Origin of the sequence: Rhodococcus sp. 05-339-2 (assembly GCF_002258965.1) — a bacterium.
Lineage (GTDB): Bacteria > Actinomycetota > Actinomycetes > Mycobacteriales > Mycobacteriaceae > Rhodococcoides.
Window position 1 is genome coordinate 1 of record NZ_NOYW01000005.1, and the last position, 26,055, is coordinate 26,055.

Annotated in this window: 27 protein-coding genes, 1 rRNA gene and 1 riboswitch; of the genes, 17 read left to right on the forward strand and 11 right to left on the reverse strand. The window is 64.0% G+C overall.

The window, feature by feature from the left end:
- A 5S ribosomal RNA gene (gene rrf / locus CH273_RS04615) occupies positions 1 to 97 on the forward strand; the annotation flags it as partial.
- 1,241 nt (positions 98 to 1,338) lie between these two features.
- On the forward strand, positions 1,339 to 1,554 hold the full coding sequence (locus CH273_RS04620) for a hypothetical protein (RefSeq protein WP_032393457.1): 216 nt from the start codon (positions 1,339 to 1,341) through the stop codon (positions 1,552 to 1,554).
- Positions 1,555 to 1,557: 3 nt separating this feature from the next.
- Here CH273_RS04620 and CH273_RS04625 read toward each other — a convergent pair whose 3' ends face one another.
- Positions 1,558 to 1,842, reverse strand: coding sequence for a GNAT family N-acetyltransferase (locus CH273_RS04625; RefSeq protein ID WP_032393458.1), 285 nt, complete (start codon positions 1,840 to 1,842; stop codon positions 1,558 to 1,560).
- Between the two features lie 186 nt (positions 1,843 to 2,028).
- Here CH273_RS04625 and CH273_RS04630 point away from each other — a divergent pair, with 186 nt between their 5' ends.
- Together CH273_RS04630 and CH273_RS04635 are read left to right on the forward strand one after the other, a co-directional pair.
- The gene (locus CH273_RS04630) at positions 2,029 to 2,799 is read left to right on the forward strand and encodes a hypothetical protein (RefSeq protein WP_032393459.1); all 771 of its coding nucleotides are present in this window, start codon (positions 2,029 to 2,031) and stop codon (positions 2,797 to 2,799) included.
- A gap of 230 nt (positions 2,800 to 3,029) precedes the next feature.
- Positions 3,030 to 3,350, forward strand: a complete 321-nt coding sequence (locus tag CH273_RS04635) for a hypothetical protein (protein WP_032393530.1) — start codon at positions 3,030 to 3,032, stop codon at positions 3,348 to 3,350.
- A gap of 15 nt (positions 3,351 to 3,365) precedes the next feature.
- On the opposite strand, the gene CH273_RS04640 is transcribed toward CH273_RS04635, so the two are convergent.
- Positions 3,366 to 3,728 carry a helix-turn-helix domain-containing protein gene (locus tag CH273_RS04640; protein ID WP_032393460.1) on the reverse strand — a complete coding sequence of 121 codons (363 nt, stop codon included), beginning with the start codon at positions 3,726 to 3,728 and terminating at the stop codon, positions 3,366 to 3,368.
- A gap of 74 nt (positions 3,729 to 3,802) precedes the next feature.
- Between CH273_RS04640 and CH273_RS04645 the strand changes: the two genes are divergently transcribed.
- Complete coding sequence (locus CH273_RS04645; protein ID WP_052049155.1) at positions 3,803 to 4,459, forward strand: FMN-dependent NADH-azoreductase; 657 nt, start codon at positions 3,803 to 3,805, stop codon at positions 4,457 to 4,459.
- A 20-nt stretch (positions 4,460 to 4,479) separates the two neighbouring features.
- Positions 4,480 to 5,757, forward strand: coding sequence for an LCP family protein (locus CH273_RS04650; protein ID WP_032393462.1), 1,278 nt, complete (start codon positions 4,480 to 4,482; stop codon positions 5,755 to 5,757).
- Between the two features lie 35 nt (positions 5,758 to 5,792).
- Here CH273_RS04650 and CH273_RS04655 read toward each other — a convergent pair whose 3' ends face one another.
- The 6 genes from CH273_RS04655 to CH273_RS28095 all read right to left on the reverse strand — a co-directional run bounded on the left by CH273_RS04655 (position 5,793) and on the right by CH273_RS28095 (position 11,388).
- Positions 5,793 to 6,530 (reverse strand): ABC transporter ATP-binding protein, encoded by a 738-nt coding sequence (locus CH273_RS04655; protein ID WP_032393463.1) that lies wholly within the window; start codon positions 6,528 to 6,530, stop codon positions 5,793 to 5,795.
- A complete protein-coding gene (locus CH273_RS04660; protein ID WP_032393464.1) occupies positions 6,523 to 7,359 on the reverse strand; it encodes an ABC transporter permease in 837 nt (278 codons plus the stop codon). Before CH273_RS04660 ends, CH273_RS04655 begins: the two co-directional genes overlap by 8 nt.
- Entirely contained in the window at positions 7,337 to 8,350 is a 1,014-nt protein-coding gene (locus tag CH273_RS04665) for an ABC transporter substrate-binding protein (protein WP_032393465.1), read from the reverse strand. Before CH273_RS04665 ends, CH273_RS04660 begins: the two co-directional genes overlap by 23 nt.
- Positions 8,347 to 9,069: a TenA family protein gene (locus tag CH273_RS04670; RefSeq protein ID WP_032393466.1), complete on the reverse strand. Its 723-nt coding sequence runs from the start codon at positions 9,067 to 9,069 to the stop codon at positions 8,347 to 8,349. Before CH273_RS04670 ends, CH273_RS04665 begins: the two co-directional genes overlap by 4 nt.
- Positions 9,063 to 9,162, reverse strand: a riboswitch (TPP riboswitch). (Overlaps the previous gene by 7 nt.)
- Before the next feature lie 63 nt (positions 9,163 to 9,225).
- Positions 9,226 to 10,623: a sugar porter family MFS transporter gene (locus CH273_RS04675; protein WP_032393467.1), complete on the reverse strand. Its 1,398-nt coding sequence runs from the start codon at positions 10,621 to 10,623 to the stop codon at positions 9,226 to 9,228.
- 117 nt (positions 10,624 to 10,740) lie between these two features.
- Entirely contained in the window at positions 10,741 to 11,388 is a 648-nt protein-coding gene (locus CH273_RS28095; protein WP_032393468.1) for a hypothetical protein, read from the reverse strand.
- A 98-nt stretch (positions 11,389 to 11,486) separates the two neighbouring features.
- Between CH273_RS28095 and CH273_RS04685 the strand changes: the two genes are divergently transcribed.
- From CH273_RS04685 to CH273_RS04730, 10 genes are all read left to right on the forward strand, one after another.
- On the forward strand, positions 11,487 to 13,064 hold the full coding sequence (locus CH273_RS04685) for a carboxylesterase/lipase family protein (protein ID WP_032393469.1): 1,578 nt from the start codon (positions 11,487 to 11,489) through the stop codon (positions 13,062 to 13,064).
- 137 nt (positions 13,065 to 13,201) lie between these two features.
- Positions 13,202 to 14,716, forward strand: a complete 1,515-nt coding sequence (locus CH273_RS04690; RefSeq protein WP_032393470.1) for an ATP-dependent DNA ligase — start codon at positions 13,202 to 13,204, stop codon at positions 14,714 to 14,716.
- A 101-nt stretch (positions 14,717 to 14,817) separates the two neighbouring features.
- Positions 14,818 to 15,657, forward strand: coding sequence for a nitrilase-related carbon-nitrogen hydrolase (locus CH273_RS04695; protein WP_218829561.1), 840 nt, complete (start codon positions 14,818 to 14,820; stop codon positions 15,655 to 15,657).
- Positions 15,657 to 17,078 (forward strand): dihydropyrimidinase, encoded by a 1,422-nt coding sequence (gene hydA, locus CH273_RS04700; RefSeq protein ID WP_032393472.1) that lies wholly within the window; start codon positions 15,657 to 15,659, stop codon positions 17,076 to 17,078. Before CH273_RS04695 ends, hydA begins: the two co-directional genes overlap by 1 nt.
- Positions 17,079 to 17,081: 3 nt before the next feature.
- Positions 17,082 to 18,113: a TIGR03842 family LLM class F420-dependent oxidoreductase gene (locus CH273_RS04705; protein WP_032393473.1), complete on the forward strand. Its 1,032-nt coding sequence runs from the start codon at positions 17,082 to 17,084 to the stop codon at positions 18,111 to 18,113.
- Positions 18,110 to 19,045, forward strand: coding sequence for an ABC transporter permease (locus CH273_RS04710; RefSeq protein ID WP_032393474.1), 936 nt, complete (start codon positions 18,110 to 18,112; stop codon positions 19,043 to 19,045). Before CH273_RS04705 ends, CH273_RS04710 begins: the two co-directional genes overlap by 4 nt.
- Entirely contained in the window at positions 19,042 to 19,821 is a 780-nt protein-coding gene (locus CH273_RS04715) for an ABC transporter ATP-binding protein (protein ID WP_032393475.1), read from the forward strand. Before CH273_RS04710 ends, CH273_RS04715 begins: the two co-directional genes overlap by 4 nt.
- Positions 19,818 to 20,561 carry an ABC transporter permease gene (locus CH273_RS04720; RefSeq protein WP_032393476.1) on the forward strand — a complete coding sequence of 248 codons (744 nt, stop codon included), beginning with the start codon at positions 19,818 to 19,820 and terminating at the stop codon, positions 20,559 to 20,561. The genes CH273_RS04715 and CH273_RS04720 overlap by 4 nt, the downstream gene beginning before the upstream one ends.
- Before the next feature lie 3 nt (positions 20,562 to 20,564).
- The gene (locus CH273_RS04725; protein WP_032393477.1) at positions 20,565 to 21,707 is read left to right on the forward strand and encodes an ABC transporter substrate-binding protein; all 1,143 of its coding nucleotides are present in this window, start codon (positions 20,565 to 20,567) and stop codon (positions 21,705 to 21,707) included.
- Entirely contained in the window at positions 21,708 to 23,018 is a 1,311-nt protein-coding gene (locus CH273_RS04730; protein WP_032393478.1) for an aspartate aminotransferase family protein, read from the forward strand.
- On the opposite strand, the gene CH273_RS04735 is transcribed toward CH273_RS04730, so the two are convergent.
- From CH273_RS04735 to CH273_RS04745, 3 genes are all read right to left on the reverse strand, one after another.
- A complete protein-coding gene (locus CH273_RS04735; protein WP_032393479.1) occupies positions 23,019 to 24,401 on the reverse strand; it encodes an FAD-binding oxidoreductase in 1,383 nt (460 codons plus the stop codon).
- A 90-nt stretch (positions 24,402 to 24,491) separates the two neighbouring features.
- Complete coding sequence (locus CH273_RS04740) at positions 24,492 to 25,028, reverse strand: DUF3558 domain-containing protein (RefSeq protein WP_032393480.1); 537 nt, start codon at positions 25,026 to 25,028, stop codon at positions 24,492 to 24,494.
- Positions 25,029 to 25,032: 4 nt separating this feature from the next.
- Positions 25,033 to 25,497, reverse strand: coding sequence for a DUF3558 domain-containing protein (locus CH273_RS04745; protein WP_230596584.1), 465 nt, complete (start codon positions 25,495 to 25,497; stop codon positions 25,033 to 25,035).
- Positions 25,498 to 25,739: 242 nt separating this feature from the next.
- Here CH273_RS04745 and CH273_RS04750 point away from each other — a divergent pair, with 242 nt between their 5' ends.
- A complete protein-coding gene (locus CH273_RS04750; protein WP_032393481.1) occupies positions 25,740 to 26,051 on the forward strand; it encodes a hypothetical protein in 312 nt (103 codons plus the stop codon).
- Positions 26,052 to 26,055: the final 4 nt, after the last annotated feature.

Sequence of the window (26,055 nt, forward strand, 5' to 3'; positions counted from 1 at the left end):
GGAAACGCCCGGTCCCATTCCGAACCCGGAAGCTAAGCCCTCCAGCGCCGATGGTACTGCACTCGACAGGGTGTGGGAGAGTAGGACACCGCCGAACACAATTTCCCAGAACACCCCCAGACCACCCGGTCCGGGGGTGTTCTGCATTTCGAAACCACAACCACAACAGCCCATATCCCCGCGACAAACGCGCGCACAATTGCCGTGCGCGCACACAATCGCACCCGGACACCCACCAATCCCAGCGCACCTGACGAACGCGCGCGCACGTGCGGAACGGCGACCACCACCGCAGCCGGCATCAGCCTCCACCCGACCCGAGCAGCTCACAACCACAGGGGGGGCAAACGCGCGCGCAGTCGCCAACCGCGCGCACAATCGCACCCCGATCACCCACCATTTCCCGCGCACTCGACGAACGCGCGCGCATTCGCGGAATGGCGATCACCACCGCAGCCGGCATCAGCCTCCACCCGACCCGATGAGCTCACACCCACAGGGGGCAAACGCGCGCGCAGTCGCCATCCGCGCGCACAATCGCACCCCGGACACCGACCAATCCCCGCGCAGCTGGCGAACGCGCGCATTTGACGAACGCGCGCGCATTCGCGGAATGTCGCGCACCGCACAGCAGCGAGCGCCTACCCGATCTCGACCCGACCACCACCGACCACCAGCGCAGCCGGCATCAGCCCACACCCACAGGCGGCAAACGCGCGCGCAGTCGCCATCCGCCCGCACAATCGCGGCCCGGACACCCGCCATTTCCCGCGCACCCGACAAAGGCGCGCGCATTTGCGGACACCCAGGGCGGAACTCCGGGGCTGAACTCGGGTGCCGGTGCGTGACGCGAGGCAGACTGCCGACGGGAGCGCGAACGCGCGCGCGTTTGCGAGCTGGGACTCTCGACCTCGACTCCGGTGGCAGTAGACGGGAGTTTCATCGGGCAGTACACGGTGTGTCGGTTCGTTGCGTTGGCCAATGTCGTCCGCAATGCCTACTGGTTGCCAAATAGCCGCTCTGCCAATCTGATTCGTGGACCACAACGCGTGCGCCTCGAGCGTCGAATTTAATCGGTGGAGTTCGGGGCGGCCGCCGTGCATGATCGTGACACAGGCACATCGCAGAGACCGTGGAGGTGGACAATGGCAGCAGAAATGAATTGCGCACGCCGTCGAGTTGTCTGCACGCGGTTTGCCATGGTCGCCGATCATGCTCTCTGAGTAGGCCTTCGGCCCAACCGGTGCCAATCGGTTGACCCGATTTCGCAATCTGACCAATACTTCGCCGCACAACAATGCCCTGTGTCCGGCGTCCACTTTTGTTGTAGGAGAACAGATGTACCACTACGAACAGATCCTGAACGAACACCGACAACGCGTCGCGCGTGGTGTGCAGAATTACGAACGGCGTCGGGTGGCGGAAGAAAGAGCTGCCGAAGCAGTTGTCGCAGAATCGGATTCACGTGAGAGTGAGGCCATGGGGGCGGTGGCCTCGAACGACTGCGAATCGGACTCCGAGATCGGCATCGGGGTGTTGTCGTCCAGCCGGTGACAGTCAGGTCTCCACCAGATGTAAGTAGCGATCACCCGCGGCTGCTATGAAGTCGCGAACGAACCAGCACGTAGGGACAACGCGGAGTCCCTGCGTGCTGGTGTCGTCGAGAGCGAATTCGGTGAGCGCAGCGGCAAGTCCTCGGCCGCGAAACTGCGGAAGCGTCACAGTGTGATGAAACGTTCTGGAACTGTCCGATTCCAGGTACTCCGAGTAGCCCGCCAACTCGGAATCGACATGGATCTCGAATCGATGGTCGGCACTGTCATGGGTGATCTCGACAGTCATGGTGGTACCTCCTCGCCGAGTTCGGTGTCACCACCGTAACCGGCGCTCGTCCCGCGGAGTGTTCTGCGGTTACTCGAGCACGCATCGACGCAGTAGGGTGAGAGAAACCGAGTCGTGCGAGCGCCACCCGTCGCAACACCGCTCTTCATAAGTACGGGGCGCTCTCGAGGCTGAAGGTGGCAATCCGTGGAAGACACATCCGACCGGGGAATCAAGGCATTCATTCGAACCGTCGCTCAGCGCGGTGGTCGCGCAGAGCGGCTGACGACGTCGCGGCGTAACCCCGTGCAGGTCTGGTCCATGGACGGTAGTTCCTCGTGCATAGTCCGAGTGCGATCCAAGGTGACGGGTGACTGGAAAGCCCGCAGGCAGGACGAATCTCTCGAGAGTGACGACACTGGATCCTCGTACTGGGTGTTCGTCGATCTCGCGAACGAAGAGCCGCGCTTCTACATGGTCTCGTCCGAGGAGATGGCCACCGATATTCGCGGAGAAGTAGACCTGTGGGTCCAGGACTCGCCCCTCCGTACCAGGACTGGGCATCATGCAATCGCGGTGGACAGAGTGCTGCACGGCAGTGAGCGTTGGGACCTGCTCGGTCTGAGTGCAACCTTGGACACAACGGTCGATCTGGGACCCGAACAGACGTGGGTTCGTACTCCACGGGTGAAGACGCCTCGTAAATCGGCCAAGGCGGCCGTCGAAGAGGAAGTTGTGGACAACCGAGTACGCGTCGTTGCCGACTGCGAGGGCTATCGGCTGAGCGGCCGCTACGACCCCGAGACGCAACGGCTCGAGATCACCGCAGGGCCGATGGAGGGTCGACGGTTCGACAATCCCTCCGTCGCAGCCAGTGCGGTAGCCACGCACATCAGTGGGGACATCGAGGAGCGCGACGGTTGGCAGTTCTGGCAGCTGGACACTCCGGATCGAGCTCCGTTGGGATCGTTTCAGTAGGAAACCACAGCGCACGACTGCTCTGTTGTGATTGCTCACCAAATTGGCCTATCCGGCAAAAACGGGACAAAGGTCCGATTAACCTAGCGCTGGTAGGACGAGCTCCCTGCTTTAGCCCCTGGGTCGAATCGATGTTCGAGAGTTCGTCCGCGCATCGAAATTCGGGTACCAGCGAGCTCAACGGTCGACAGTGCGAGGGGTGCTGTCGACCGTGGGGAGAGGTTTTCACCATGGAACATTCCTTCCGGACGGGCACGGCCCACGCGTCCCGTTTTCTGTTCCTCATCGCCCAGTTCGTCGATCGGAGAATCCCGGCCGAGTTCTTCTCTGCTCAGTTCCGCGAGCTGCAGAACACCCAATCCACCTATCTCGATGCCGACGTCTCTTCGGTCATCGGAATGTTGTCGGTCGACGTCGGCGCGTACCTGGGCGATGTCGAAATCAGAGGGGTGGACTACATCGACTCCGAACAACTCTGGCTGGCTGCCGGGCAGGCGTTTCGCGATCTCATGACCGTCCAGTCCCAGCACATCGAACGCGAGGCAGGGTGACGGCAACGCGTACCATCACCGGAATCGATCACGCTGTCGCAGAAGGTCTTCGAGCCTGAATCGTCGGTGCGTGCCGCGCATTTCGATCGATAGGTCGCCCGCGTCGGCCAACCGTCTGACGTATGTGTCGGAAACACCGAGGACCTCGGCAGCTTGCGAAGTGGTAAGCAACTCGTCCACGGTTCCGATGGCCACCGCCCGGCCGGTCGAGAGTTGGGTCAGAAGTTCCAAGACCGCACTGCGTGATGCGTCGTCGAGTCGAACCTCCGAACCGCCGATTCTGAGGTCGACGTCCGCTCCGGTTCGCTCGTGAACGACTGCCGCCAACGAGTTGGCCGATCGCGACTCGAGAGCGGGCATGACGAATCGGAAGTCCATTCGTCCAGGATAGGAGTGGGCGCAGGCGTCGGTACGCATAGGCTCGGAGCACCCAGCATGTGAGGAGTGTTCCAGTGCCACAGTTGTTGCACCTCGATTCGTCCGCCGACCCGGATCGTTCGATAAGCCGACGGGTGACGGCCCGCTTCTCGGACGCCTGGCATGGCATCGGCACCGACCACTCGGTGATCCATCGAGACCTGCATGCGAGTCCGTTGCCCCACCTACCCACCTCGGCGCTGCACTGGGCACCTCGCCTGCGAACCGCCGACGAAATCGTGGAGCCGTCCGCCGAGGCGTTGCAGGTCGAACTGATCGAGGAACTGATCTCGGCCGACGCGGTGCTGATCGGCGCGCCGATGTACAACTGGTCGATCCCGTCGACCCTGAAGGCATGGATCGACTACGTACACGTTCCGGGTGTCACTGTTCCGTTCGACAGTGACACGGCACCTCTCGTCGGCAAGCCCGTGGTCGTGGTGACCAGTCGGGGAAACGACTACACCCCCGGTACCGACAACGCATCCTCCGACCACACCACCGCGCAACTGCGACAGGTGCTCGGAGTTGCGCTGGGGATGGACGTCCACTTCGTCCCGGTCGACTTGACGCTCGCCGAGCGGGTGCCGGCGCTCGCACCGCAGATTCCGCAGGCACGAGCCAATCTCGAGGCGGCGTTCTCCGCCGTCGACGATCTTGCGTTCCGATTGGGTGGAGCAACCACCAGGTGAGCGCCGAGTAGCCTGGCGAGGTGCTCTCGAACGGCCCAGGTAACGACACCACCCGCGGTGAACGTGGATCAGGGCGCCATCGCATCAGGACGCCGTCGCGCAACCGCGGTCTCGCACTCCGAATCGGCCGAATTGTCGTCGCCACTGCGGCAGTTGCCTCGATCGCGGTGAGTGGAATCGGGTTCGCGGTGTACCGCGAAGCCACCACGGGGCTGACCACCTCGGACGCGCTCGACGGCATCGCAAACAACGATCCGGGCGGCAACGGCGAGGACACCAACATTCTGTTGATCGGTCTCGACAGCCGCAAGGACATGGACGGCAACGACCTGCCTGCCGAGTTCGTCACCGATGCGCTGCATGCGGGCGACAGCGACGTCGGCGGTTACAACACCAACACACTGCTGCTGGTGCACCTTCCGGCCGACGGAGGGAGGGCGACTGCGCTGTCGATACCTCGCGACGACTACGTCGACGTTCCCGGATACGGCAAGCGAAAGATCAAGGAGGCGTACGGACTTGCCAAAGCCGACGCCGATACACAGTTGCTCGACGAGGGCGTCACCGATTCGGCCGAACGTGAGCGTCGAGCGCGCGACGCGGGTCGGCGATCGACGTTGACCGCGGTCCGTGACCTGCTCGACGTGCCGATCGATCATTTCGCCGAGGTGAACCTGCTGGGCTTCTACGACGTCGCGACAGCCGTCGGGCCGATTCAGGTGTGCCTGAACAATCCGGTACACGACAACTATTCGGGGGCGGACTTCGCCGCGGGCGCGCAGGAACTGAGCGCTTCGCAGGCGCTGTCCTTCGTCCGGCAACGCCACGGCCTCGACAACGGCGATCTCGATCGAACCAAACGACAGCAGGCCTTCGTGGCAGGAGTGATGGCCAAGCTCAGCACCTCCGGTGTCATGGCGAACATCGGCGAACTCCGGGCGCTCGTCGCGGGTACCAAGAACGACGTCGTGATCGACGCGTCCTTGGATCCGGTGAAGCTCGCAGGCGGAGCCGGTGCAGTAATGCAGGGAGACATCGATTTCTACACGCTCCCGATCACCGGCTACGACACGATCGACGGGCAGGACGTCAATCTCGTCGACGTCGACGCCGTCCGGGCCGAGGCAGCCCGGCTGATCGGCGACGTACCTGTGCAGGCACCGCCGACCACCGCAGCAGCTGGTCCCGCAACGACGCCGCCCCCGCTCGAGGTCGCCGCACAGGATCCGTCCCTGGATCCGGCGGCAGCCCCCGACGAGGGTGTGCACAGCGACGGCGGCATTCCCTGCGTCGACTGAGCCCAGCGTCGACCGAACTCGCCAGCGGGTATCGGTCAGGGCGTCGGCGCGCTGAGCAGAACGTCCATCAACTGCTTCTCGACCGCCGCGAACTGCGGCGTCGTGACGATATCGAGCCCGCGTGGACGGGGCAGCGCCACCTCGATCTGCCGTCGAACGTGTGCCGGTCTGGGGGAGAGAACGATCACGCGATCGGATAGATATACCGCTTCGCGGATGTCGTGCGTGATCATCAGGACCGTCCACCGAAACTCCGACCAGACCTGCTGCAACCAGGCCTGCATATCGCTTCGAGTCAACGAGTCCAGTGCCCCGAAGGGTTCGTCGAGCAGTAGTACCGATCGTCCCTGCACCACCGTGCGCAGCAGCGCCGCCCGCTGGCGCATGCCGCCGGAGAGCTCGGACGGTCTGGCCGACTCGTACCCGTCCAAGCCGAACACCGGGAACAGCTCGCGTGCCCGCGCTCGCGCCTCCTTCTTGGCAACGCCCTGCACTTCGAGCCCGAGGGTGGTGTTGTCCAGCACCGAACGCCATGTAAACAGGAGATCCTTCTGCGGCATGTAGGCGCACGGCGGTACTCGAACCGTGCCGGAGTCGGGCTTGTCGAGTCCGGCCAGCATGTTGAACACCGTGCTCTTACCGGAACCGCTCGGGCCGATGATCGACAGGAACTCGCCGGGGCCAGCACTGAACGACACACCGTCGAGTACGGGCTTGTCGCCGAATGATTTGGTGAGATCGCGAACGTCGATGCAGGTGTCGGGGTCAGACATGAAGACCAACCGACCCGTGGCGCGCCCAAGGCGCAACGAACCGCTCCACCAGGAAGGTGGAGACGAACAGGACCACGCTGATCACGGCCGTCACGGCGACCGCGGCGAGAACCAGATCGGTACGAAACGAGTTCTTCTGTTGGCTCATGTAGATGCCGAGCCCGGCACTGGCCCCGGCATATTCGGCAAAGATCGCGCCGACCACGGCGTAGGTGATTCCGATGCGCAGGGAGGTGAAGAACCGGGGTAGCGCCGACGGTAGCCGCACGTATCGAAACTGTTGCCAGCGCGAGGCACCCATGCTGGCCAGCAGCGATCGCGCGTCTCGATCGGCCGCCGCGAAACCCTCGATGAGTCCGATGGCCATCGGGAAGAACGTCGCCAAAGCGATCACCAGGATCTTCGGAAGCAGCCCGAAGCCGAACCAGATGATCAACAGTGGCGCGATCGCGATGATCGGAAGCGTCTGCGATACGACGAAGAGGGGAACGAACGCGCGACGCAGCCACGGCGAGAAGTCCACCGCGATGGCCAGCAACCAGGCCAGGGACAAGGAGACCGCGAACCCGACGAGGGTCACCTGCAGGGTTGCCGCTGCGTTCTCGGCGATCGCATCGCGTTGCGCCCAACCCTGGACCACCACGCGGCCGGGGGACGGCAGCACCTGCGGGCGGATGCCACTGATCTCGACGTAGATCTGCCAGGCGGCGATGATCAGAACGACGACGGTCAGCGCCGGCCACGCCCAACGCAGCGAGGCTCGGATACCGCTGAGCGAGAAGGAACCTCGATCAGCGGCCACCGTCTCATCGATCGCCGAGGTAGTCATTGGTGAAGTAGGTCGACCAATCCGGCTCCGCGGTCAGAGGCGCGCCGTTCTCATCGGCCAACACGCCACTGTCGTACAGGAACTTGGAGTACGCCGTCCACTTGTCGATACTCTGTCGTCCTACTTCGCCGGACGAGTCCTTCATGTACTTCGCCGCGAGCATCTTCTGGCTCTCGAAGACCAGCGATTCGTCGGTGAACGTTCCCGGATTGGCGTCGATCAGATCCTGTGCGGCCTTGTCCAGATCGTCGGCGGCGAGTTGGTAGCCGCGCTGAAGAGCCTGGACGAACTTCTCGGCCTGGTCCGGGTGGGCTGCGAGCCAGGGCTCGTTGCCACTGATCGTGATGGCGTAGGCGTCGGGAAAGCCGTAGTCGGTGTAGTCGAAGTACTTCATCGGGGTTCCGCTGTGCTCGGCTTCGATGCCTTCCCATGCGAAATAGGAGACGGTGAAGTCCGCGGTCCCCGAATACACCGCCTCGTACGCCGAGGTTCCCAGGACGACGGTCTCGTATTCGCCTGTGCCACCGTCGTTCTCGATGACCTGCTGGAGTCCGGCTTGCTCACCGGATTCGCCGAAGCCGGCGTAGACCTTGCCGTCGAGTGCCTTCGGACTCGGTATGTCGTCTCGATCTGCGCGGACACCGATGCCGGTCGCCCAATGTTGGAGCGGCGCGAGGACCGAGACGATCTGCGCGCCCGCCGAAGTGGCGAACACACCCGAACTCTGTGTACTGATACCGAATTCGGCGTTTCCGGCATCGACGAGAGTGTCCGCCGCGGTGTTGTTGTACGGCAGAATCTCCACGTCCAGGCCGGCGTCGGCGAAGTAGCCTTCCTGCAGCGCCACGTAGAGGCCGGTGTGGTTGGTGTTCGGCGTCCAGTCCAACGCGAATCGAATGGTGTCGGAGTCCGTCGACTGCGAGCAGCCCACCAGTCCGGTCGTGGCAACGACGGCCGCCGCCAACGCGGCGAGGATCCGAGCGGGTCTCATGCGTGCACCGCACTCTCGGCCAGGGGCCACGGAGTGGGATGCAAAGCGCTGTCCCAGAACATCAATTCGTACCTCGATGCCACGACAAAGGCGTCGATCATCTGCTCTCGCTGTACCGGAGTCGCGGCAGCCGCCGCGTCGTCCACGAATGTCCTTGCGGCGTCGACGATCGCATGGAATTCGGGTGCGTCGTACGCGGCCACCCACCGCGCGTACGGGTGGTCGGGATCGCGATCGAGAACCGCCTTCGCGGCACCGGCGAGTGAGCGGCCCACATCGGCGTAGATCCAGAAACACGGCAGAACAGCCGCTGCTGCAACAGGATACGGTTCGGTTGCCGCAATCGCGGTCAGGTAGGAGGTGTAACCGAGGCATGCCGGTGAAGCCTGGGGTGTCCGGGTCGACGCGGGCAGCGCTCCACCGGTCAGCATCTCTTCGTGCGAAGCGGCCTCGTCCATCGCGCTGGCGGCGGCGCCCGCCCAGAATGCTCCGGCAACCGGGTTCGGCGCGTGTGCAGCCAGTAGTGACAGCGACTTGACGTACCCACCGAGATAGAGCGAATCCTGCTCGAGATACCGACGGAACGCATCGAGCGGAAGTGTTCCGGCTCCGAGAAGCCGGAGAAACTCGAGGTCGTCGATCGCGCGTCGGATGTTCTCGGACGCATCCCACAGTAGATCGGTGAAGCGGACCGGGTCCGCAGATACAACAGGCGTCATCGCCTTGACATCCCTTCGTCAGCATTACCTGCATCAGGTTCGGCGGGTTTGATCTCAGCATCCGCATCGGCGGACACACCCCGTGTCAGAACGAAAGCGACAGTAACACCGCTCACCCGGTGGCGCTGGTGCCGCCCCTGCATCTGCGGTCCGGCGTCAGCCCAGCATGTCCTCGAGTTCCATGCCCTTGGTCTCCCTGATCTTGGCCTTGACGAAGAAGAACGAGAGCGCGGCGAACAGAGCGAATCCTGCGTAGATCGCCCACAGCCCCACGGACGACGTCAGCGGCGGGAAGGCAAGCGTGACAGCGAAGTTGGCCATCCAGTTGGCTGCCGTGCCGATGCCGAGCGCCATGGCACGCATGCGGTTGGGGAACATCTCACCGAGCATGACCCACATGATCGGTCCCCATGTGGAGGCGAAGAAGATGACGAACAGATTGGCCCCGACCAACGCGATCGCACCCCACGGAGCGGGCAACGTGACGTCGTCGCCGCTGCCGGTCGCCTGCGAGAATGCCACCGACGCCATGACGAGCCCGACGAACATGCCGATCGAACCCCCCATCAGCAGTTTGCGCCTACCGATTCGGTCCACGAACAGGATCGCCACGAACGTCATGACCACGTTGATCACAGCGGTGATCACGGAGGTGGTGAACGATTGATCCTCGGAGAAGCCGACCGAACGCCACAGCGTCGTCGAGTAGTAGAAGATCGCATTGATGCCGACCAGCTGTTGCAGCACGGCCATCGTGATGCCCACCCAGACGATGGGTTGCAGGCCGAACTTCGGCCCGCGAATATCGGCGAACGACGAGCGTGACTCCTTGCGCAACGTCAGCCTGATCTCGTGGACGCGCTCGTCCGGGTGCAGCTCACCGGTGATCTCGGCGAGTACGCGGGCCGCTTCCTCGTCGAGATGCTGACCGACGAGGTAACGCGGAGACTCCGGGATCAGGGTTGCCAGCAACCCGTACACGAGAGCGGGAATCACGCCGACCAGGAACATCCAGCGCCATGCCTCGATGCCGAACCACAGGTCGTTGGACGCGCCGTCGGCGGCACCGGCGAGAAGAGCGTCGGACAGCAGAGCAGCGAAAATGCCGATGGTGATGGCCAATTGCTGAAGCGAGGCCAAGGAACCGCGCCATTTGGCGGGAGCGATCTCGGCGATGTACGCCGGTGCGATCACCGAAGCGATGCCGATTCCGAGTCCGCCGAGCACTCGCCAGAGCATCAGGTCGGGGACGCTGAACGCCAATCCCGAGCCGATCGAGGAAACGACGAACAGGGCCGAGCCCAGCAGCATGACCTTCTTGCGTCCCCAACGATCTGCGAGGCTGCCGGCGAACCAGGCACCCACTGCGCACCCGATGAGGGCGATCGCCACCACGAAGCCGGTGGTGAACGAGCCGAGGAGGAAATGATCTTCGATCGAGTCGACAGCGCCGTTGATGACCGAGCTGTCGAAGCCGAACAGGAACCCGCCCACAGCAGCGGCGATGCTGACGCCGATGACCTTCGCTGTGTGGCGGTCCGAGGTCTGATTCATGTGTGATGCACCTTCCGGCCGCGCGCACGGGCGTGGCCGCTGGGGAGACCGTACGGCAGGGATTGTCGTACCGTCCCCGGACATTACGCCTGGTAATTTGCCGCGCGAACGAGACCGTCAGCGAAGGTCGAAATCCTCGTTCGAGACGGTGAAACCGTGGCCGACCTGATCGGAGCACGTGACCCCGGTCTTCTCGTCGACGCTGCACTGCAGGCCGTTGGTGGAACCACTTCCGGGCACGGTGAGAACTTCGCCGTACGGCAAGGCCGTCGCAGGCCCGTCGAAACGGTGGAACTTGGGATCGCCGAGGCTCTCGAACTTCGCCGGGGACCCGGCGATCAGCTGTACGGCATTCGGTTTCACCGCCGTCCCCGACGCTCCGCTGCCGGGAACCTCGGGTGCCGAATCAGGGAGTGATCCGTGGCATCCGGCGATCGAGGATTCGAGGACGGCGATACCGCACTCGAATTTTCCGCTGGGGCTCGAGAAGTAGTACCAACCGGGTGCCTTGCCTGCGTAGTCCTGCGGCTTTGCCTGGGCTGCAGCAGGACTCGTCGGCGCCACCGTGGTGGACGTCGGCGTGACGATCGATGTGGTGGACGGTGATGCCGACGTGGCAGAGGGCACGGAGGGAGCCGTGGCGACCGGGGTGGGGCGGTCGGTGATCACGGTTGCCATCGGACCGTCGCCTTCACCGCTCGCACCGCACCCTCCGAGCATGCATGCTCCGACGACTGCCACTGCGACACATCCGATTCTCTTCATCGCCGGTTCCTTCGCTCGCGGGCGTCGACGCTGTGAGTAACGTCGCCGAGGGGACGGTTGATGTTGGTACGTTGGGCAACGACCGAACGGGAGGTTCCATGGTCACCGCGTCCGACTCCGCTGCGTCCGATTCGACCGTGCTCGTGAGCACGCCCTACGGCGAGGTTCTCGGCTATCCGGTCGATGCCGATACGTCGCCGATCGTGGCCTGGCGGGGTATTCCCTACGCGACGCCTCCGGTGGGCAAGCTCCGGTTCCGCGCGCCGCGACCGTTGCAGCCCTGGGCGGGAGTGCTCGACGGCCTCGAGTTCGGTGCGATGGCTCCGCAGGGCCGCGACAGTCCGGTGCCGATCGATCCGTCGCTGTCGATTTCCGAGGACTGTCTCACGCTCAACGTCTGGGCTCCCCGTCCCGAGGCAGAACTGCGGCCGGTGCTGGTCTGGATCCACGGCGGCGCCTACTCGCTCGGATCGTCGGCACAGCGGGTGTACGACGGGAGGAACCTCAGCGAGAACGGCGATGTGGTGGTGGTGACCATCAACTTTCGTCTCGGTGCGTTCGGGTTCCTCGACCTGTCGTCGTTCTCCACCGACGAGCACACCTTCGAGACCAATCTGGGACTGCGAGATCAGATTGCCGCACTGCAGTGGGTCCGCGAGTGCATCTCGGCGTTCGGCGGCGATCCCGATCAGGTGACGGTGTTCGGCGAATCCTCCGGGGGAGCGTCGGTCACCACGTTGATGACCTCGCCGAAGGCCGAGGGTCTGTTCCAGAGAGCGATCGTGCAGAGCGCGCCTGCGACCTCGGTGTACGGCCCCGAACGCGGAGCCGCGGTGGCCTCGAGGTTCCTGGAGTTGGTAGGCGTCGAGCCGGCGGACATCGGTGAACTCTTGGACATGCATTTCACGAGGCTGGTCACCGCCGGTGACACACTCTGCTACGAGATCCCGACGACAGTGCCTGGGACACTTGGTCTTTCGCCGGTCGTCGACGGAGATATCGTTCCGCGCTATCCCGTGGCGGCCTTCCAGAAGGGGCTCTCGCACAAGATCCCGTTGATCATCGGCACCAACCACGACGAGCCCTCGATCTTTCGATTCATGAAGTCTCCGTTGATGCCGATCACCTCCGACACCGTCTCCGAGATGTTCCGCGCCATCGCTCACGACCACGCGGATCTGCCTGCCTATCGAGTGGCCGAGATCATGGCGGCGTACCCGGACCGAGACAAACCGGCCGGGGCACAAGCCATATCGCGCGACGCGGGATTCCTCATGCCGAGCGTGTGGATCGCCGACGGGCACAGCAGGCACTCGCCGACATGGATGTACCGATTCGATCATGCGACACCGATGCTCAAGGCCGCACGAGTGGGAGCCGGCCACGCGACCGAACTGCCGTACGTCTTCGGCAATTTCGGAACGCTCAACCGAGACCCTACCTTCTGGCTCGGTGGCCGAAAGCCGGCAATGGCGGTGTCTGCGCGGATGCAGAGACGCTGGCTCGCTTTCGCGCGGTACGGCGTCCCCGCTGCGTTGGATGCGTCCAAGCATTGGGCTCCGTACACCGAGAAGACGCGCTGGACGCTGGTGATCGATGCATCCGACACTCTCGTCGACGACCCCGACGGCGACATGCGCGCTGCGTGGGGCGACCGCGTTCTGGGATTCAGCTGACGCGTCGCCCGTGCGTTGTGTCGCACGGACGTTGCTGACATGAATCGAACGTAACAGCAACAACACGGGTCGCTCGAGTCACAGCGGTAACAATTGGATGTCAGCACGCTGTCGGTGGGGGCGGTTATGTTCGGTGTGTGTTGATGTCGAGGATCGTCGAAACCTCCCGTGCCGTGGCAGCGACGCGCTCGCGCAAGGTCAAGATCGAGCAGCTGAGCGCGCTCCTGGCCGAAGCGGCAGCCGGTGACATCGAGCCTGCTGTCTCGTGGCTCTCGGGGGAGTTGCCGCAGGGTCGGATAGGTGTCGGCTGGCGCACGCTGGCCGATCTCGACGTCGCGGCTGCCGCGGATTCGACACTGACGGTTGCCGAGGTGGACGAGGCGATATCGTCGGTCGCGGCGACGTCGGGGGCCGGTTCTGCTGCTCGCCGGGTGGCGCTGCTGACGGCCCTGTTCTCCCGGAGCACAGCCGAGGAGCGTCGGTTTCTGATCCGGCTCGTCACCGGTGAGCTGCGTCAGGGCGCGCTCGAAGGGATCATGGTCGACGCCGTCGCCGCCGCGACGAATCTGCCGCAGGCCTCGGTGCGTCGCGCATTCATGCTCTCGGGGCGGTTGCCTGCCACTGCGATCGCTGCCATCACCGGTGGCGTCGAAGCGCTGGACGCATTTCGGCTCGAGGTGGGTCGCCCGGTCCGGCCGATGCTGGCCTCGCCCGCGGAGTCTCTGCGGGGCGCATGGGAACAGCTCTCCGGCGATGTCACCGTCGAATACAAGCTCGACGGCGCGCGAATTCAGGTGCACCGCTCCGGAACCGACGTGAGCATCTACACGCGCACTCTGCGCGACATCACTGCGAGTGTGCCCGAGCTGGTGGATCTGGTTCTCGCGCTGCCGTGCGACTCCGTGGTCCTGGACGGTGAGACCCTCGCGCTCGAAGACAGCGGCCGCCCGCGACCTTTCCAGGAAACGATGAGTCGGTTCGGTGCCGAGAGTGCACACGAGCTACTGCTGCATCCCTACTTCTTCGACTGCCTGCACCTCGACGGTGTCGACCTGCTCGATGCCCCATTGGAGCAGCGTCTGTCTGCACTGGACCGGGTGGCACCGGGACACCGAATTCCCAGTGTCGTCAGGCCCGACGCGGACGCGGCAGCAGCCCATTTCGACGCGGCACTCGACGCCGGGCACGAAGGGATCATGCTCAAAGCGCTCGGTGCTCCGTACGCCGCAGGCCGCCGCCGAAAGAGCTGGCAGAAGGTCAAACCCGAGCACACCCTCGACCTCGTCGTGCTCGGAGCCGAGTGGGGATACGGGCGTCGCACCGGTTACCTGTCCAACCTACACCTCGGAGCCCGCGATCCCGACGGCGGTGACCCGATCATGGTCGGTAAGACCTTCAAAGGCCTGACCGACGTTCTGTTGCAATGGCAGACCGACGAATTCCCGAAACACGAGCGCGAGCGTGACGAGCACACCGTGTACCTGCGACCCGAGCTGATCGTCGAAATCGAACTCGACGGCGTGCAGGTCAGCCCACGCTATCCGGGCGGTGTTGCACTGCGATTCGCGCGAGTACTCCGGTATCGACCCGACAAGAACCTTGCCACCGCGGACTCCATCGACGCCGTGCGTGCACTGCTTCCGCACTCGTGAACAGTTCGGACGATTAATACGTACGAAACCGCACGAACGATCCCGTAACACGGCGCAAAATATCTTGAGGGTGCAAGCCAGCGAGAGATGGAGTGCCAATGATGTCCACAGTTCGAGCTGCTCTGGTCCAAAGCAAGTGGACCGGTGACAAAGAATCGATGATCGCGGCGCACGAGGGGTTTGCTCGGTCCGCCGCCGAGCAGGGCGCGAAAGTCGTTTGTTTCCAAGAACTTTTCTACGGTCCGTACTTCTGTCAATTGCAGGATGCGAAATTCTACGAATACGCAGAATCGGTACCCGGGCCGACCGTCGACCGTTTCGCCGCATTGGCGAAGGAACTCGGCATCGTGATGATTCTGCCCGTCTACGAGCAGGAACAACCCGGACTTCGGTACAACACCGCTGCCGTCGTCGATGCGGACGGCACCTATCTCGGCAAGTATCGGAAACACCACATTCCCCACGTGAACGGATTCTGGGAGAAGTTCTACTTTCGCCCGGGAAACCTGGGGTGGCCGGTGTTCGACACCGCGGTCGGCCGAATCGGTGTGTACATCTGCTACGACAGGCACTTTCCCGAGGGTTGGCGGGCGTTGGGCCTCGCCGGTGCCGAGATCGTCTTCAATCCCTCGGCCACCTCGCGGGGTCTGTCGAACTACCTGTGGAAGCTCGAACAGCCCGCATCCGCCGTCGCGAACGAGTACTACGTCGGCGCGATCAATCGAGTCGGAATCGAATCCGAATACGGTGACGACGACTTCTACGGAACCAGTTACTTCGTGGACCCCGAAGGCAAATTCGTCGGCGAGGTGGCGTCGGATTCCGAATCCGAAATAATCGTGCGTGACCTGGACATGGATTTGATCAAGGTGGTCCGCGACCGGTGGGCCTTCTATCGTGACCGTAGACCCGACGCATACGGCCCGTTGGTGCAACCCTGATGGCCACCACCTTCGTGCACGGCGGGACCGTGGTATCCACCACCGGCGCACAGGAATTGGATGTGCTCATCGACGGCGAGAGCATCGTCGCGGTACTGGCACCCGGATCGGTCTCCCTGGCCGCGGACCTGAAGACCTCGGCGGACGTGGTCGTCGACGCGACCGGAAAATACGTGATCCCGGGTGGGGTCGACGGGCACACTCACATGGAGATGCCCTTCGGCGGTACGTTCGCCTCCGACACCTTCGAAACCGGAACGCGCGCAGCGGCGTGGGGTGGCACGACGACGATCGTGGACTTCGCGATTCAGACTCCCGGTCAGCGCGTCCAGGACACTCTGGCGCAATGGCACGAGAAGGCCGCGGGGCAGTGTGCCGTCGACTACGGATTCCATCAGATCATCGGCGACGTGACCGACGATTCCTTGAAAGCCATGAGCGAGTTGGTATCCGAGGGCGTCACCAGTTTCAAACTCTTCATGGCCTACCCGGGTGTGTTCTACTCCGACGACGGCAAGATCCTGCGCGCCATGCAGTCCGCCGCCGAAACGGGTGCACTGCTGATGATGCATGCGGAGAACGGCATCGCGATCGATGTTCTCGTTGCTCAGTCGATCGCCCGTGGAGACACGGCCCCGTACGTCCACGGCACGTCGCGGCCGTGGCAGCTCGAGGAGGAGGCGACGCATCGAGCGATAATGTTGGCCGACGTCACCGGTGCACCGCTCTACGTCGTACACGTCTCTGCCAAGCAGGCCCTGGAACAGATCGCGCAGGCCCGAGGCAACGGACAGAACGTCTTTGCCGAGACATGTCCGCAGTACCTGTATCTGTCGCTAGAGGAACAACTCGGCGCTCCGGGCTTCGAGGGTGCCAAGTGGGTCTGCTCGACGCCGTTGCGGTCGCGAGCGGAGGGGCATCAGGACGAGTTGTGGCGATACCTGCGCACCGGAGACGTGTCGACCGTCAGTACCGATCACTGCCCCTTCTGCATGAAGGATCAGAAGGAGATGGGTATCGGTGATTTCTCGAAGATTCCCAACGGGATCGGCTCGGTGGAACACCGCATCGATCTGATGTTCCAGGGTGTCAAGAGCGGCAAGATCACGCTCGAGAAGTGGGTCGACGTCTGCTGCACCACCCCGGCCAGGATGTTCGGGATGTATCCGAGGAAAGGCGTCATCACCCCCGGTGCCGACGCGGACATCGTGATCTACGACCCGAACGGACACACCAGCATCGGCGTCGACAAGACCCACCACATGAACATGGACTATTCGGCGTACGAGGGTTTCGAGATCGACGGCCATGTCGACACCGTGATCTCGCGTGGCCGGATCATCGTCGACGGTGGATCCTATTCCGGCACTGCGGGACACGGCCGATTCGTCCGGCGCGACCTGTCGCAGAATCTGATCTGAGCCATGGACATCGGGGTAGTGCTCCAGTGCAATCCGCCGGCGTCCCGTGTGGTCGACCTGGCCAGACAGGCGGAGACACATGGCTTCTCGCACGTGTGGACGTTCGATTCGCATCTGCTGTGGCAGGAACCGTACGTCATCTACAGCCAGATTCTGGCCGCGACGAGGCGGGTGACCGTCGGTCCGATGGTCACCAATCCCGCCACCCGCGACTGGACGGTGACGGCATCGACGTTCGCGACGCTCAACGACATGTTCGGCAATCGGACCGTCTGCGGCATCGGCCGAGGTGATTCGGCCGTCCGCGCCCTCGGCGGGAAGCCGACAACCCTTGCCACGCTGCGGGAATCGATCGAGGTGATCCGTAGCTTGGCCAATGGGCGAAGTGCCCGGATCGGGGAGACGACAGTGCAGTTTCCGTGGGCGGAGCGGTCCCGACTCGAGGTGTGGGTAGCGGCGTACGGCCCCAAAGCCCTCGAGCTCACCGGACAGGTGGCGGACGGGTTCATTCTGCAGCTGGCCGATCCCGACATCGCAGCGTGGACGATCGGCAGGGTCCGCGCTGCGGCCGAGCAAGCGGGTCGCGATCCGGATTCGATCTCGATCTGCGTCGCCGCTCCCGCCTACGTCACCGACGGTACCGACGCAGGGCTCGAACACGCCCGAGATCAGTGTCGTTGGTTCGGCGGGATGGTGGGCAATCACGTCGCCGATATCGTCTCGCGGTACGGCGGCGACGGCAGCGGTGTTCCACAGGCACTCACCGACTACATCGCGGCGCGTGAAGGGTACGACTACAACGAGCACGGCCGCGCAGGCAATTCGCACGCAGAGTTCGTTCCGGACGAGGTGATCGACAGGTTCTGTCTGCTCGGCTCCCCGGCCGATCACATCGCGAAGCTGAAAGATCTCGAGGCTCTCGGTGTCGATCAGTTCTCGGTGTACCTGCAACACGATGCCAAGGCAGCGACGCTGGAAGCGTACGGGGAGAGCATAATTCCGCAGATCCGCCCGAGCGTGACGGCGACGTCGTGACGGGTGTTCTCGATCAGGCCTCGGTGGTGACGCCTGCTCCCGCCGGTGCGCATCGAGGAGCGCGGCGTCCGTTGATGGCAGTGGGGGCCGTCGGCGTGCTGCTGGTGTTCTGGGAGTCGGTGAAAGTGCTCGTCCCCGACAACGGGGTGAGTATCGCCGGCGTGCGGGTGCTGCCCCGCACCGACGACGGAGCGCTACCGCACGTGTGGTCGGTGTTGGCAGCGCTGACCGAGCCGGAGGTGAACGTCGCGGGGGCTCGCAGTGTCGGTGCGGCGATCGTGTCCAGTGGCCTGTTCACCTTCGGGCTCGCGGTACTCGGGTTCGCGCTGGGGACGGTGGTCGGGCTGGTGCTGGCGGTGGCGATGCAACGATTCGTGTGGGTCGAGCGCTCCGTACTGCCGTATGTGATCGTCTCGCAGACGGTTCCGCTGATCGCGTTGGCACCGCTCGTCGCAGGGTGGGGCGGAAAGATCGCGATCGGCGGTTACGCCTGGCAGCCGTGGATGAGCATCACCGTCATCGCGTCGTATCTTGCGTTCTTCCCGGTGGCGGTGGGGATGCTGCGCGGCCTGCGTGCACCCGATCGGGCAGCGTTGGACCTGATGCACAGTTACGCGTCCGGATGGTGGACCACACTTGTTCGACTACGCCTACCCGCCTCGGTGCCTCATCTGATTCCGGCGCTGCGTCTGGCCGCGGCCGCTGCCGTGATCGGTGCCGTGGTCGCCGAGATCTCCACCGGAACGACCGGCGGTATCGGCAGGCAGATCATCGTGTTCTCGCAGCAGGCAACAGGAGACGCATCCCGCCTTTACGCAGCCGTTCTCGGCGCAGCGGTGCTCGGACTGGTGGTGACCGGGTTGGTGTCACTGCTCGACATCGCACTGGGTCGGTACGCCGGTCGCTCGCCGGGTCGAAAGGATCGGTCATGACCGAGCATGCGGTACTCGTCGAGGGCGTCGGAAAGACGTTCGACGGGGGAGTGACTGCGTTGGAGGACGTATCGCTCGCGATCGCACCCGGCGAATTCGTCTCGCTGATCGGGCCCTCGGGGTGCGGTAAGTCGACGTTGCTCCGTATCGTTGCCGATCTCGAGCAACCCACGTCCGGTACTGCCTCGGTGTTCGGTCTGACTGCTCGCCGAGCCCGCGTCGATCAGAAGTACGGCATCGCCTTTCAGCAGGCCGGGCTGCTCGAGTGGCGCACAGTGCAATCCAACGTCGCATTGCCGCTCGAACTCCACAAGGTTCCCAAGAAGGAACGCGCAGAACGGGTTCGCGAACTACTGGACCTCGTCGGACTCACCGATTTCGCCGACAAGTTTCCCAGCCAGCTGTCCGGTGGGATGCAGCAACGAGTGGCGATCGCGCGGGCGCTGGCCCGAACGCCGGGACTACTGCTGATGGACGAACCGTTCGGTGCCCTGGACGAGATGACCCGCGAGAAGATGCAGAACGACCTACTGCGCATCGCCGAGGAGTCGAGCGCAGCAGTGGTGTTCGTGACCCACTCGATTCCCGAAGCGGTCTACCTGTCCGATCGGGTGGTGGTGATGTCCGCTCGGCCGGGGCGGATCGTCGACACACTCACGATCGACAGATTCGACACGAACGACGATCCGCGCGAATCGGCGGAGTTCTTCTCGTCCATCACCGCGGTTCGGGATGCACTGCACGGCCGTTCGGTTCGAAGTGCGGATCTGCGATGAAGCTCTGGCTGCCACCGGTGGTGTTCGGGACGGCGGCGCTCGCACTGTGGCAGTTGCTCACGGTCGTCGCGGGGGTTCCGTCGTTCCTGCTGCCGTCCCCGAGCGCCATCGCCGAGCAATTCGTGCGAAACCTCGGAAACATCGGATCGGCAAGTCTGGCAACGGGAACCAACGCTCTCGTGGGGTTGATCGCAGGCTCGGTCCTCGGTCTCCTGGCAGCGATGGCAGCAGTTCGCCTGCGGATCGTCGACGAACTGCTCACCCCGTTGGCAGCGGGTGCCGCAGCCGTTCCCATCGTCGCTCTCGCGCCGGTGTTCAACTCGATGTTCTCCTCGACCACCGATCTACCGCGCCGCCTCGTGGTCACCATCGTCGTGTTCTTCCCGGTCTTCGTCAGTGCGGCGAAGGGACTGCGTCAGGTCTCGGCCGTGCACCACGACCTCATGACGTCGTATGCCGTCGGTGGTTGGCAGTTCACCCGAATCGTCCGCCTCCCGTCCGCCGTTCCACACATCTTCACCGGGTTGCGGGTTGCCGCTCCCAATGCTGTCATTGCTGCCATCATCTGCGAGTACTTCGGTGGACTGCAGAACGGTTTGGGGTCGCGGATCACCTCCGCCGCGGCGAACACGGCCTACCCCCGGGCATGGGCCTACGTGATGGGTGCCATCGCAGTCGGTTTGCTCTTCTTTCTGGTTGTTCTGCTGCTCGAGAAGCTCGTGTCCCGGCGTCGTACCTAGGAGATGAACGTGAAGATCACCCGAACCCCCCGATCTCTTCTCGCCGCCGTGATGGCGCTTGCAGTGGTTGCCTCGGCGTGCAGTACCACCACGACAGACACCGACACCGGTGCCGACGGAGACACCACGATCAAGCTGCAATTGCAGTGGTTCAAGCAGGGCCAGTTCGCCGGCTACCTCGCCGCCGTCGATCAGGGTTTCTATGCTGAACAGGGGTTGGACGTCGAAATCCTGGACGGTGGAACGGATATCGTCCCGCAAACCGTGCTTGCCCAGGGGCAGGCCGACTACGCCATCGCGTGGGTACCGAAGGCGCTCGCATCCCGCGAGGCCGGAGCCGGCATCACCGACGTGGCCCAGATCTATCAGAAGTCGGGCACCCTGCAGGTCTCGTTCGAGGATCAGAACATCGCCTCACCCGCGGACCTCCGAGGCAAGACCGTCGGAAACTGGGGCTACGGAAACGAGTTCGAATTGTTCGCCGGAATGACGAAAGCGGGAGTGAGCCCGGCGGACGTGACGCTGGTGCAGCAGCAGTTCGACATGAACGGCCTGTTGTCCGGTGATATCGCTGCAGCCCAGGCGATGTCGTACAACGAGTACGCTCAGTTGCTCGAGACCGTGAACCCGGCAACCGGAGCTCTCTACACCGCAGACGATTTCACAACGCTGAACTGGAACGACGACGGCGTCGCGATGCTGCAGGACGCGATCTGGGCCAACACCGACAAGCTCTCGGACGAGGCCTACCAGGAGCAGACCGTCAAATTCCTGGCGGCATCGTTGAAGGGTTGGATCTTCTGCCGCGACAACGTCGAAACGTGCCGCGACATCACCGTCGCTGCAGGCTCCACACTCGGCGCGAGTCACCAGCTCTGGCAGGTCAACGAGGTCAACAAACTGATCTGGCCGTCCGCGGATGGCATCGGCATGATCGACGAGGCGGCCTGGCAGCAGACCGTCGACATCGCCAAGAGCACCGAGAATGCCGAAGGATCGACGGTGCTGACCGCCGATCCCGATGCCGAGGCGTACACCAACGAGTACGTCACGCAGGCGCTCGATTTGTTGAAGGCCGACGGAGTGGACGTCACCGGAGAGTCGTACGCTCCGATGGAGGTCACACTGGAGGAAGGCGGCAAGTAGATGGATCACGTGTTCTACTCCTGGGCGGCGCAGGCCGAACTGAACCCGATCACCGTCGAGGGAGCGGAGGGGTCGTGGTTCTGGGACGACAAGGGCAACCGATACCTCGACTTCTCGTCGCAGTTGGTCAACGTCAATCTCGGTCATCAACACCCCGACGTGGTCGCCGCCATCGTCGAACAGGCTCAGGTTCTGACGACCATCTCCCCGACCGTGGCCAACAACAAGCGCAGTGAACTCGCCACGTTGATCGCCGAACGTGCGCCGGGTGATCTGAACCGAGTGTTCTTCACGACCGGTGGGGCGGAAGCCGTCGAGCATGCGGTGCGGTTGGCGCGACAGCACACCGGGCGTACGAAGATGCTTGCCGCGTATCGCTCGTACCACGGTGGAACCGGAGTTGCGATCGGTCTCACGGGCGAGCCGCGCCGATGGGGCACCGAGCCGACCAACGTCGACGTCGTACGTTTCTTCGGGCCGTACCCGTACCGCTCACCCTGGGGCACAACGACTCCCGAGGACGAGACGGCCGCAGCGCTGGCACACCTCGAGCAGGTCATCGTGCTCGAAGGTGCGCAGAACATCGCCGGACTGATCCTCGAATCGGTCATCGGCACCAACGGTGTGCTGATCCCGCCGCCCGGCTATCTGGCCGGCGTTCGAGCGCTGTGCGACAAGTACGGGATCGTCTACATCGCCGACGAGGTCATGGTCGGGTTCGGGCGCATCGGCGAATGGTTCGCCTGCCAGGCCTGGGATGTGACACCGGATCTCATCACGTTCGCCAAAGGCGTCAACTCCGGATACGTGCCCCTCGGCGGGGTCGTGATCTCGGAGAAGATCGCCTCGCAGTTCGACCACAAGCCGTACCCGGGCGGCTTGACCTACTCCGGTCACGTGCTCGGGTGCGCCGCGGGCGTGGCTTCCATCGGAGTGTTCGAGCGCGACAAGATCCTTCCTCACGTGCGTCACGTCGGCGAGGACGTACTCGGTGCGGGCCTGTCCAAGCTGGCCGAATCGCATCCGAGTGTGGGCGAGGTACGCGGTAAGGGATTCTTCTGGGCCGTCGAACTGGTCAAGGACGGAACGACCCGAGAGCCACTGGTTGCCTTCGCGGCGTCGGGCAAGGACGCGGCGGCGATGGGCACGGTGACCGCCGCGGCGAAGTCACGTGGACTGTGGCCGTTCGTCGCAGGCAATCGCCTCCAGATCGCCCCTCCGCTGACGACGTCCGAGGACGAGATTCGTCAAGGACTGGAAATCCTCGACGAGGTGCTGACGGTGGCGGACGGATTCACCGTCGACGGGTGATCACAGCACGGCACCGGGGTTGAGGATGCCCGCCGGATCGAGAGCGGTCTTGATTCGGCGGGTCAGTTCCATGACGTCCTCACCGACCTGATCGGGCAGCCACGCCTTCTTGAGGCGACCGACACCGTGTTCGCCGGTGATGGTGCCGCCCAACGAGATTGCCAGATCCATGATCGCGCCGAATGCGATGTTGGCGCGACGTGTCATGTCGGCGTCCTCGGGGTCGAAAACGATCAGCGGGTGAGTGTTGCCGTCACCGGCGTGGGCGATGACCGCCACCAGCACGTCGTATTTCGTGGACAGCTCGGCGATTCCGTCGACGAGGGCCGGAAGTGCGGGCAGCGGAACCCCGACGTCCTCGAGGAGCAGGCTGCCGAGTCGCTCGACAGCGGGAATGGCGAACCGCCGCGCGGCAGCGAAGGCCTCGCCCTCGTCGGGGTCGTCGGTGGTGAACACATCCGAGGCACCGGCCTCGGTGCACGCGGCCGCCATGATCTCGATCTCGCGGCCTCGGTCGGCACCGGGGGAGTCGGACCGAGCAATGAGCATCGCCGCCGCCTCGCGATCGAGCCCCATGTTCATGGCATCTTCGACGGCACCGATGGAAGCTCGGTCCATGAACTCGAGCATCGACGGGCGCAGTGTCCGGGTGATGGCCAGAATTGCGGCGGTTGCGTCGTGCACCGACGCGAACGAGGCGACCACCGTACTGGCGGGAGGTTGCGCCGGAATCAATCGAAGAGTGATCTCGGTGATGATGCCCAGCGTTCCCTCGGAGCCGACGAACAGCTTCGCAAGGGACAGACCCGCAACGTCTTTCAGTCGTGGCCCGCCGAGCCGGACGGCGGTACCGTCGGCCAGGACGACCTCGAGACCGAGAACGTAATCGGTGGTCACGCCGTACTTCACACAGCACAGTCCGCCCGCGTTGGTGGCCGCATTGCCTCCGATGGAACACATCTCGAACGAGGACGGATCCGGTGGGTACCAGAGGCCGTGTTCGGCGACGGCCTTCTTGACCTCCGCGTTGAGCAGTCCGGGTTGTACGACGGCGATGCGGGTCACCGGATCGACGGTGATCTCTCGCATCAACTCGGTGGTGAGCACGATTCCGCCGTCCACGGCGGTGGCTCCACCGGACAGACCCGATCCCGCGCCGCGTGGGACGACCGCCACGGCGTGCTCGGTGGCCCAACGCATCACGGCACGAACGTCCTCGGTGGACTGTGCGCGCACGACGGCCAGCGGGGTGCCCGCGTCGGGATCCTTCGCCCAGTCGCGTCGATAGCCCTCGGTGATGTCCGGGTCGGTGACCACCGAGCCGGGTGAAAGAAGGGATTCGAGCGCACTCAGGCGGGCATCTGCATCGGTCGTCACGGACATCTCGGTCTCCTCACGTCGAAAATGTGACCGTCGACACTCGAGTCTGTCACGGCGGAGCGTGGGGCGGAGTCGGGGTCGGGTGACGCGCGGTCACTGGTTGCGTCGAAGCGTCGATTCAGCGAGCTCGGTGGCGGCGGCGCACGGGTCGATCGGACTGGTGCCTCGGTATTGCACCCACCAGGTGATGACGCCCGAATACGCCGCGCTGATTCCGCATGACGACGGGTCGGCCGGTCGTCGTGACAGGAATGCCGTGGTGCCGGCAACAGGGACGTTCTCGGTCGCGTAGCCGAGCCGATCGGCCAGCTCTCGCTCGCGAGAGAGCGCATCGTCCTCGAACCAGGCGAAGGTCACGTCGATGAGCCCGGCGGCACCGATGCCCGTCCACATGCACACTGCACCGTAGAAGTACTGATCGACGAGGTCGGCACCCACTGTGTCGGCGATGGTGGGATCCGGGACGGCGATGCACTCCTCGAGCAGCTTGTCGAACTCTCCGCTGTCGGCCGATCGAGCAGGTACCGCCGTACCGGCCACGGTGGTGGTGCATCCGGTACCGACGGCCGCAGTGACGAGGACAGCGGCGAGGACGCGACGGTTGGACTCGGTGGAGGGGAACGTCCTCATCGGGCTACTTCGCCTTCGACATCGTGGTTCGTGCCAGATCCTCGACGACGTCGCAGGAATCGCGAGGCCCGTCGATCACGTAGTTGACGGACCAGTGTACGAAGCCGTCCCCGTTCTCGACCCCGGCCTCGCACGACGCTCCCGACGCCGCGGCGGTGAATCCCGGGTGACCGTCCACATCGATGCGCTCGATGGTGCGGCCGACGGCTGCGGCCACGGATCTCTCTCGGTCGATGGGGCTGCCGCGATACCAGGTGAACATCGCGTACGCGCCGGTCGCGGATTCCCATCGACACCGAACGGCATTCTCGGACACCACCGTCAGGTCGGATACGGCCGTGAGTCTCTGCACTTCCGTGTTGTCCATCGACCCGCATTCGCCGACGAAGAGTTCTTCGGTGACGGGCTGTTCGGCCGTCTCGGGCGAATTCGGATCGGCCTCGGTTCCCGGCGTGTTCGAGCATCCCACCAGCCCTCACGCGATCGCTGCGATCGACGCTGCAACGGCTCGGGTGCCCACGAATGCGGACTTTACCCACCCTGTTCGAGGTGGGTGAGCCTTTTCCGGAAGTGAGTCACATCAGTAACACCAGCCTCAGGCGTTACCAGATCGATGCGTCGTCGACACGCAAATTTGTAGTTCGCCACGCTAGCGTCCAGCGCAGCGAATCTCGCACCCCATGTGGTGCGAGTCGACAAGGAGGCTGCACCATGATCGATCCCGGAAGTGACTCCTGGAACTACGTGGCCGCGATGTTCTCGTACGAATTCCTCGGGGGCGGAATCGAATACGACACCATCGAGCGCATTCACCGAGGCGAGGTCGACGAATGGGTTCAGGCGTTGACCCAGTCCGGATTGTTCGATCGAGCCACCATCGCGCAGATTGCCCACTCGTGGCATCAGGCCCCTCGGCAGTTGTTCGACATGCTGGTGCTCGACGCGGACGAAATGACCGCAAGGCGGTGCTCGCTGGCGTGGTCCTCGCTGGATCGACTCGCTCCACTTGCCCGCCTGGGCTGACCGA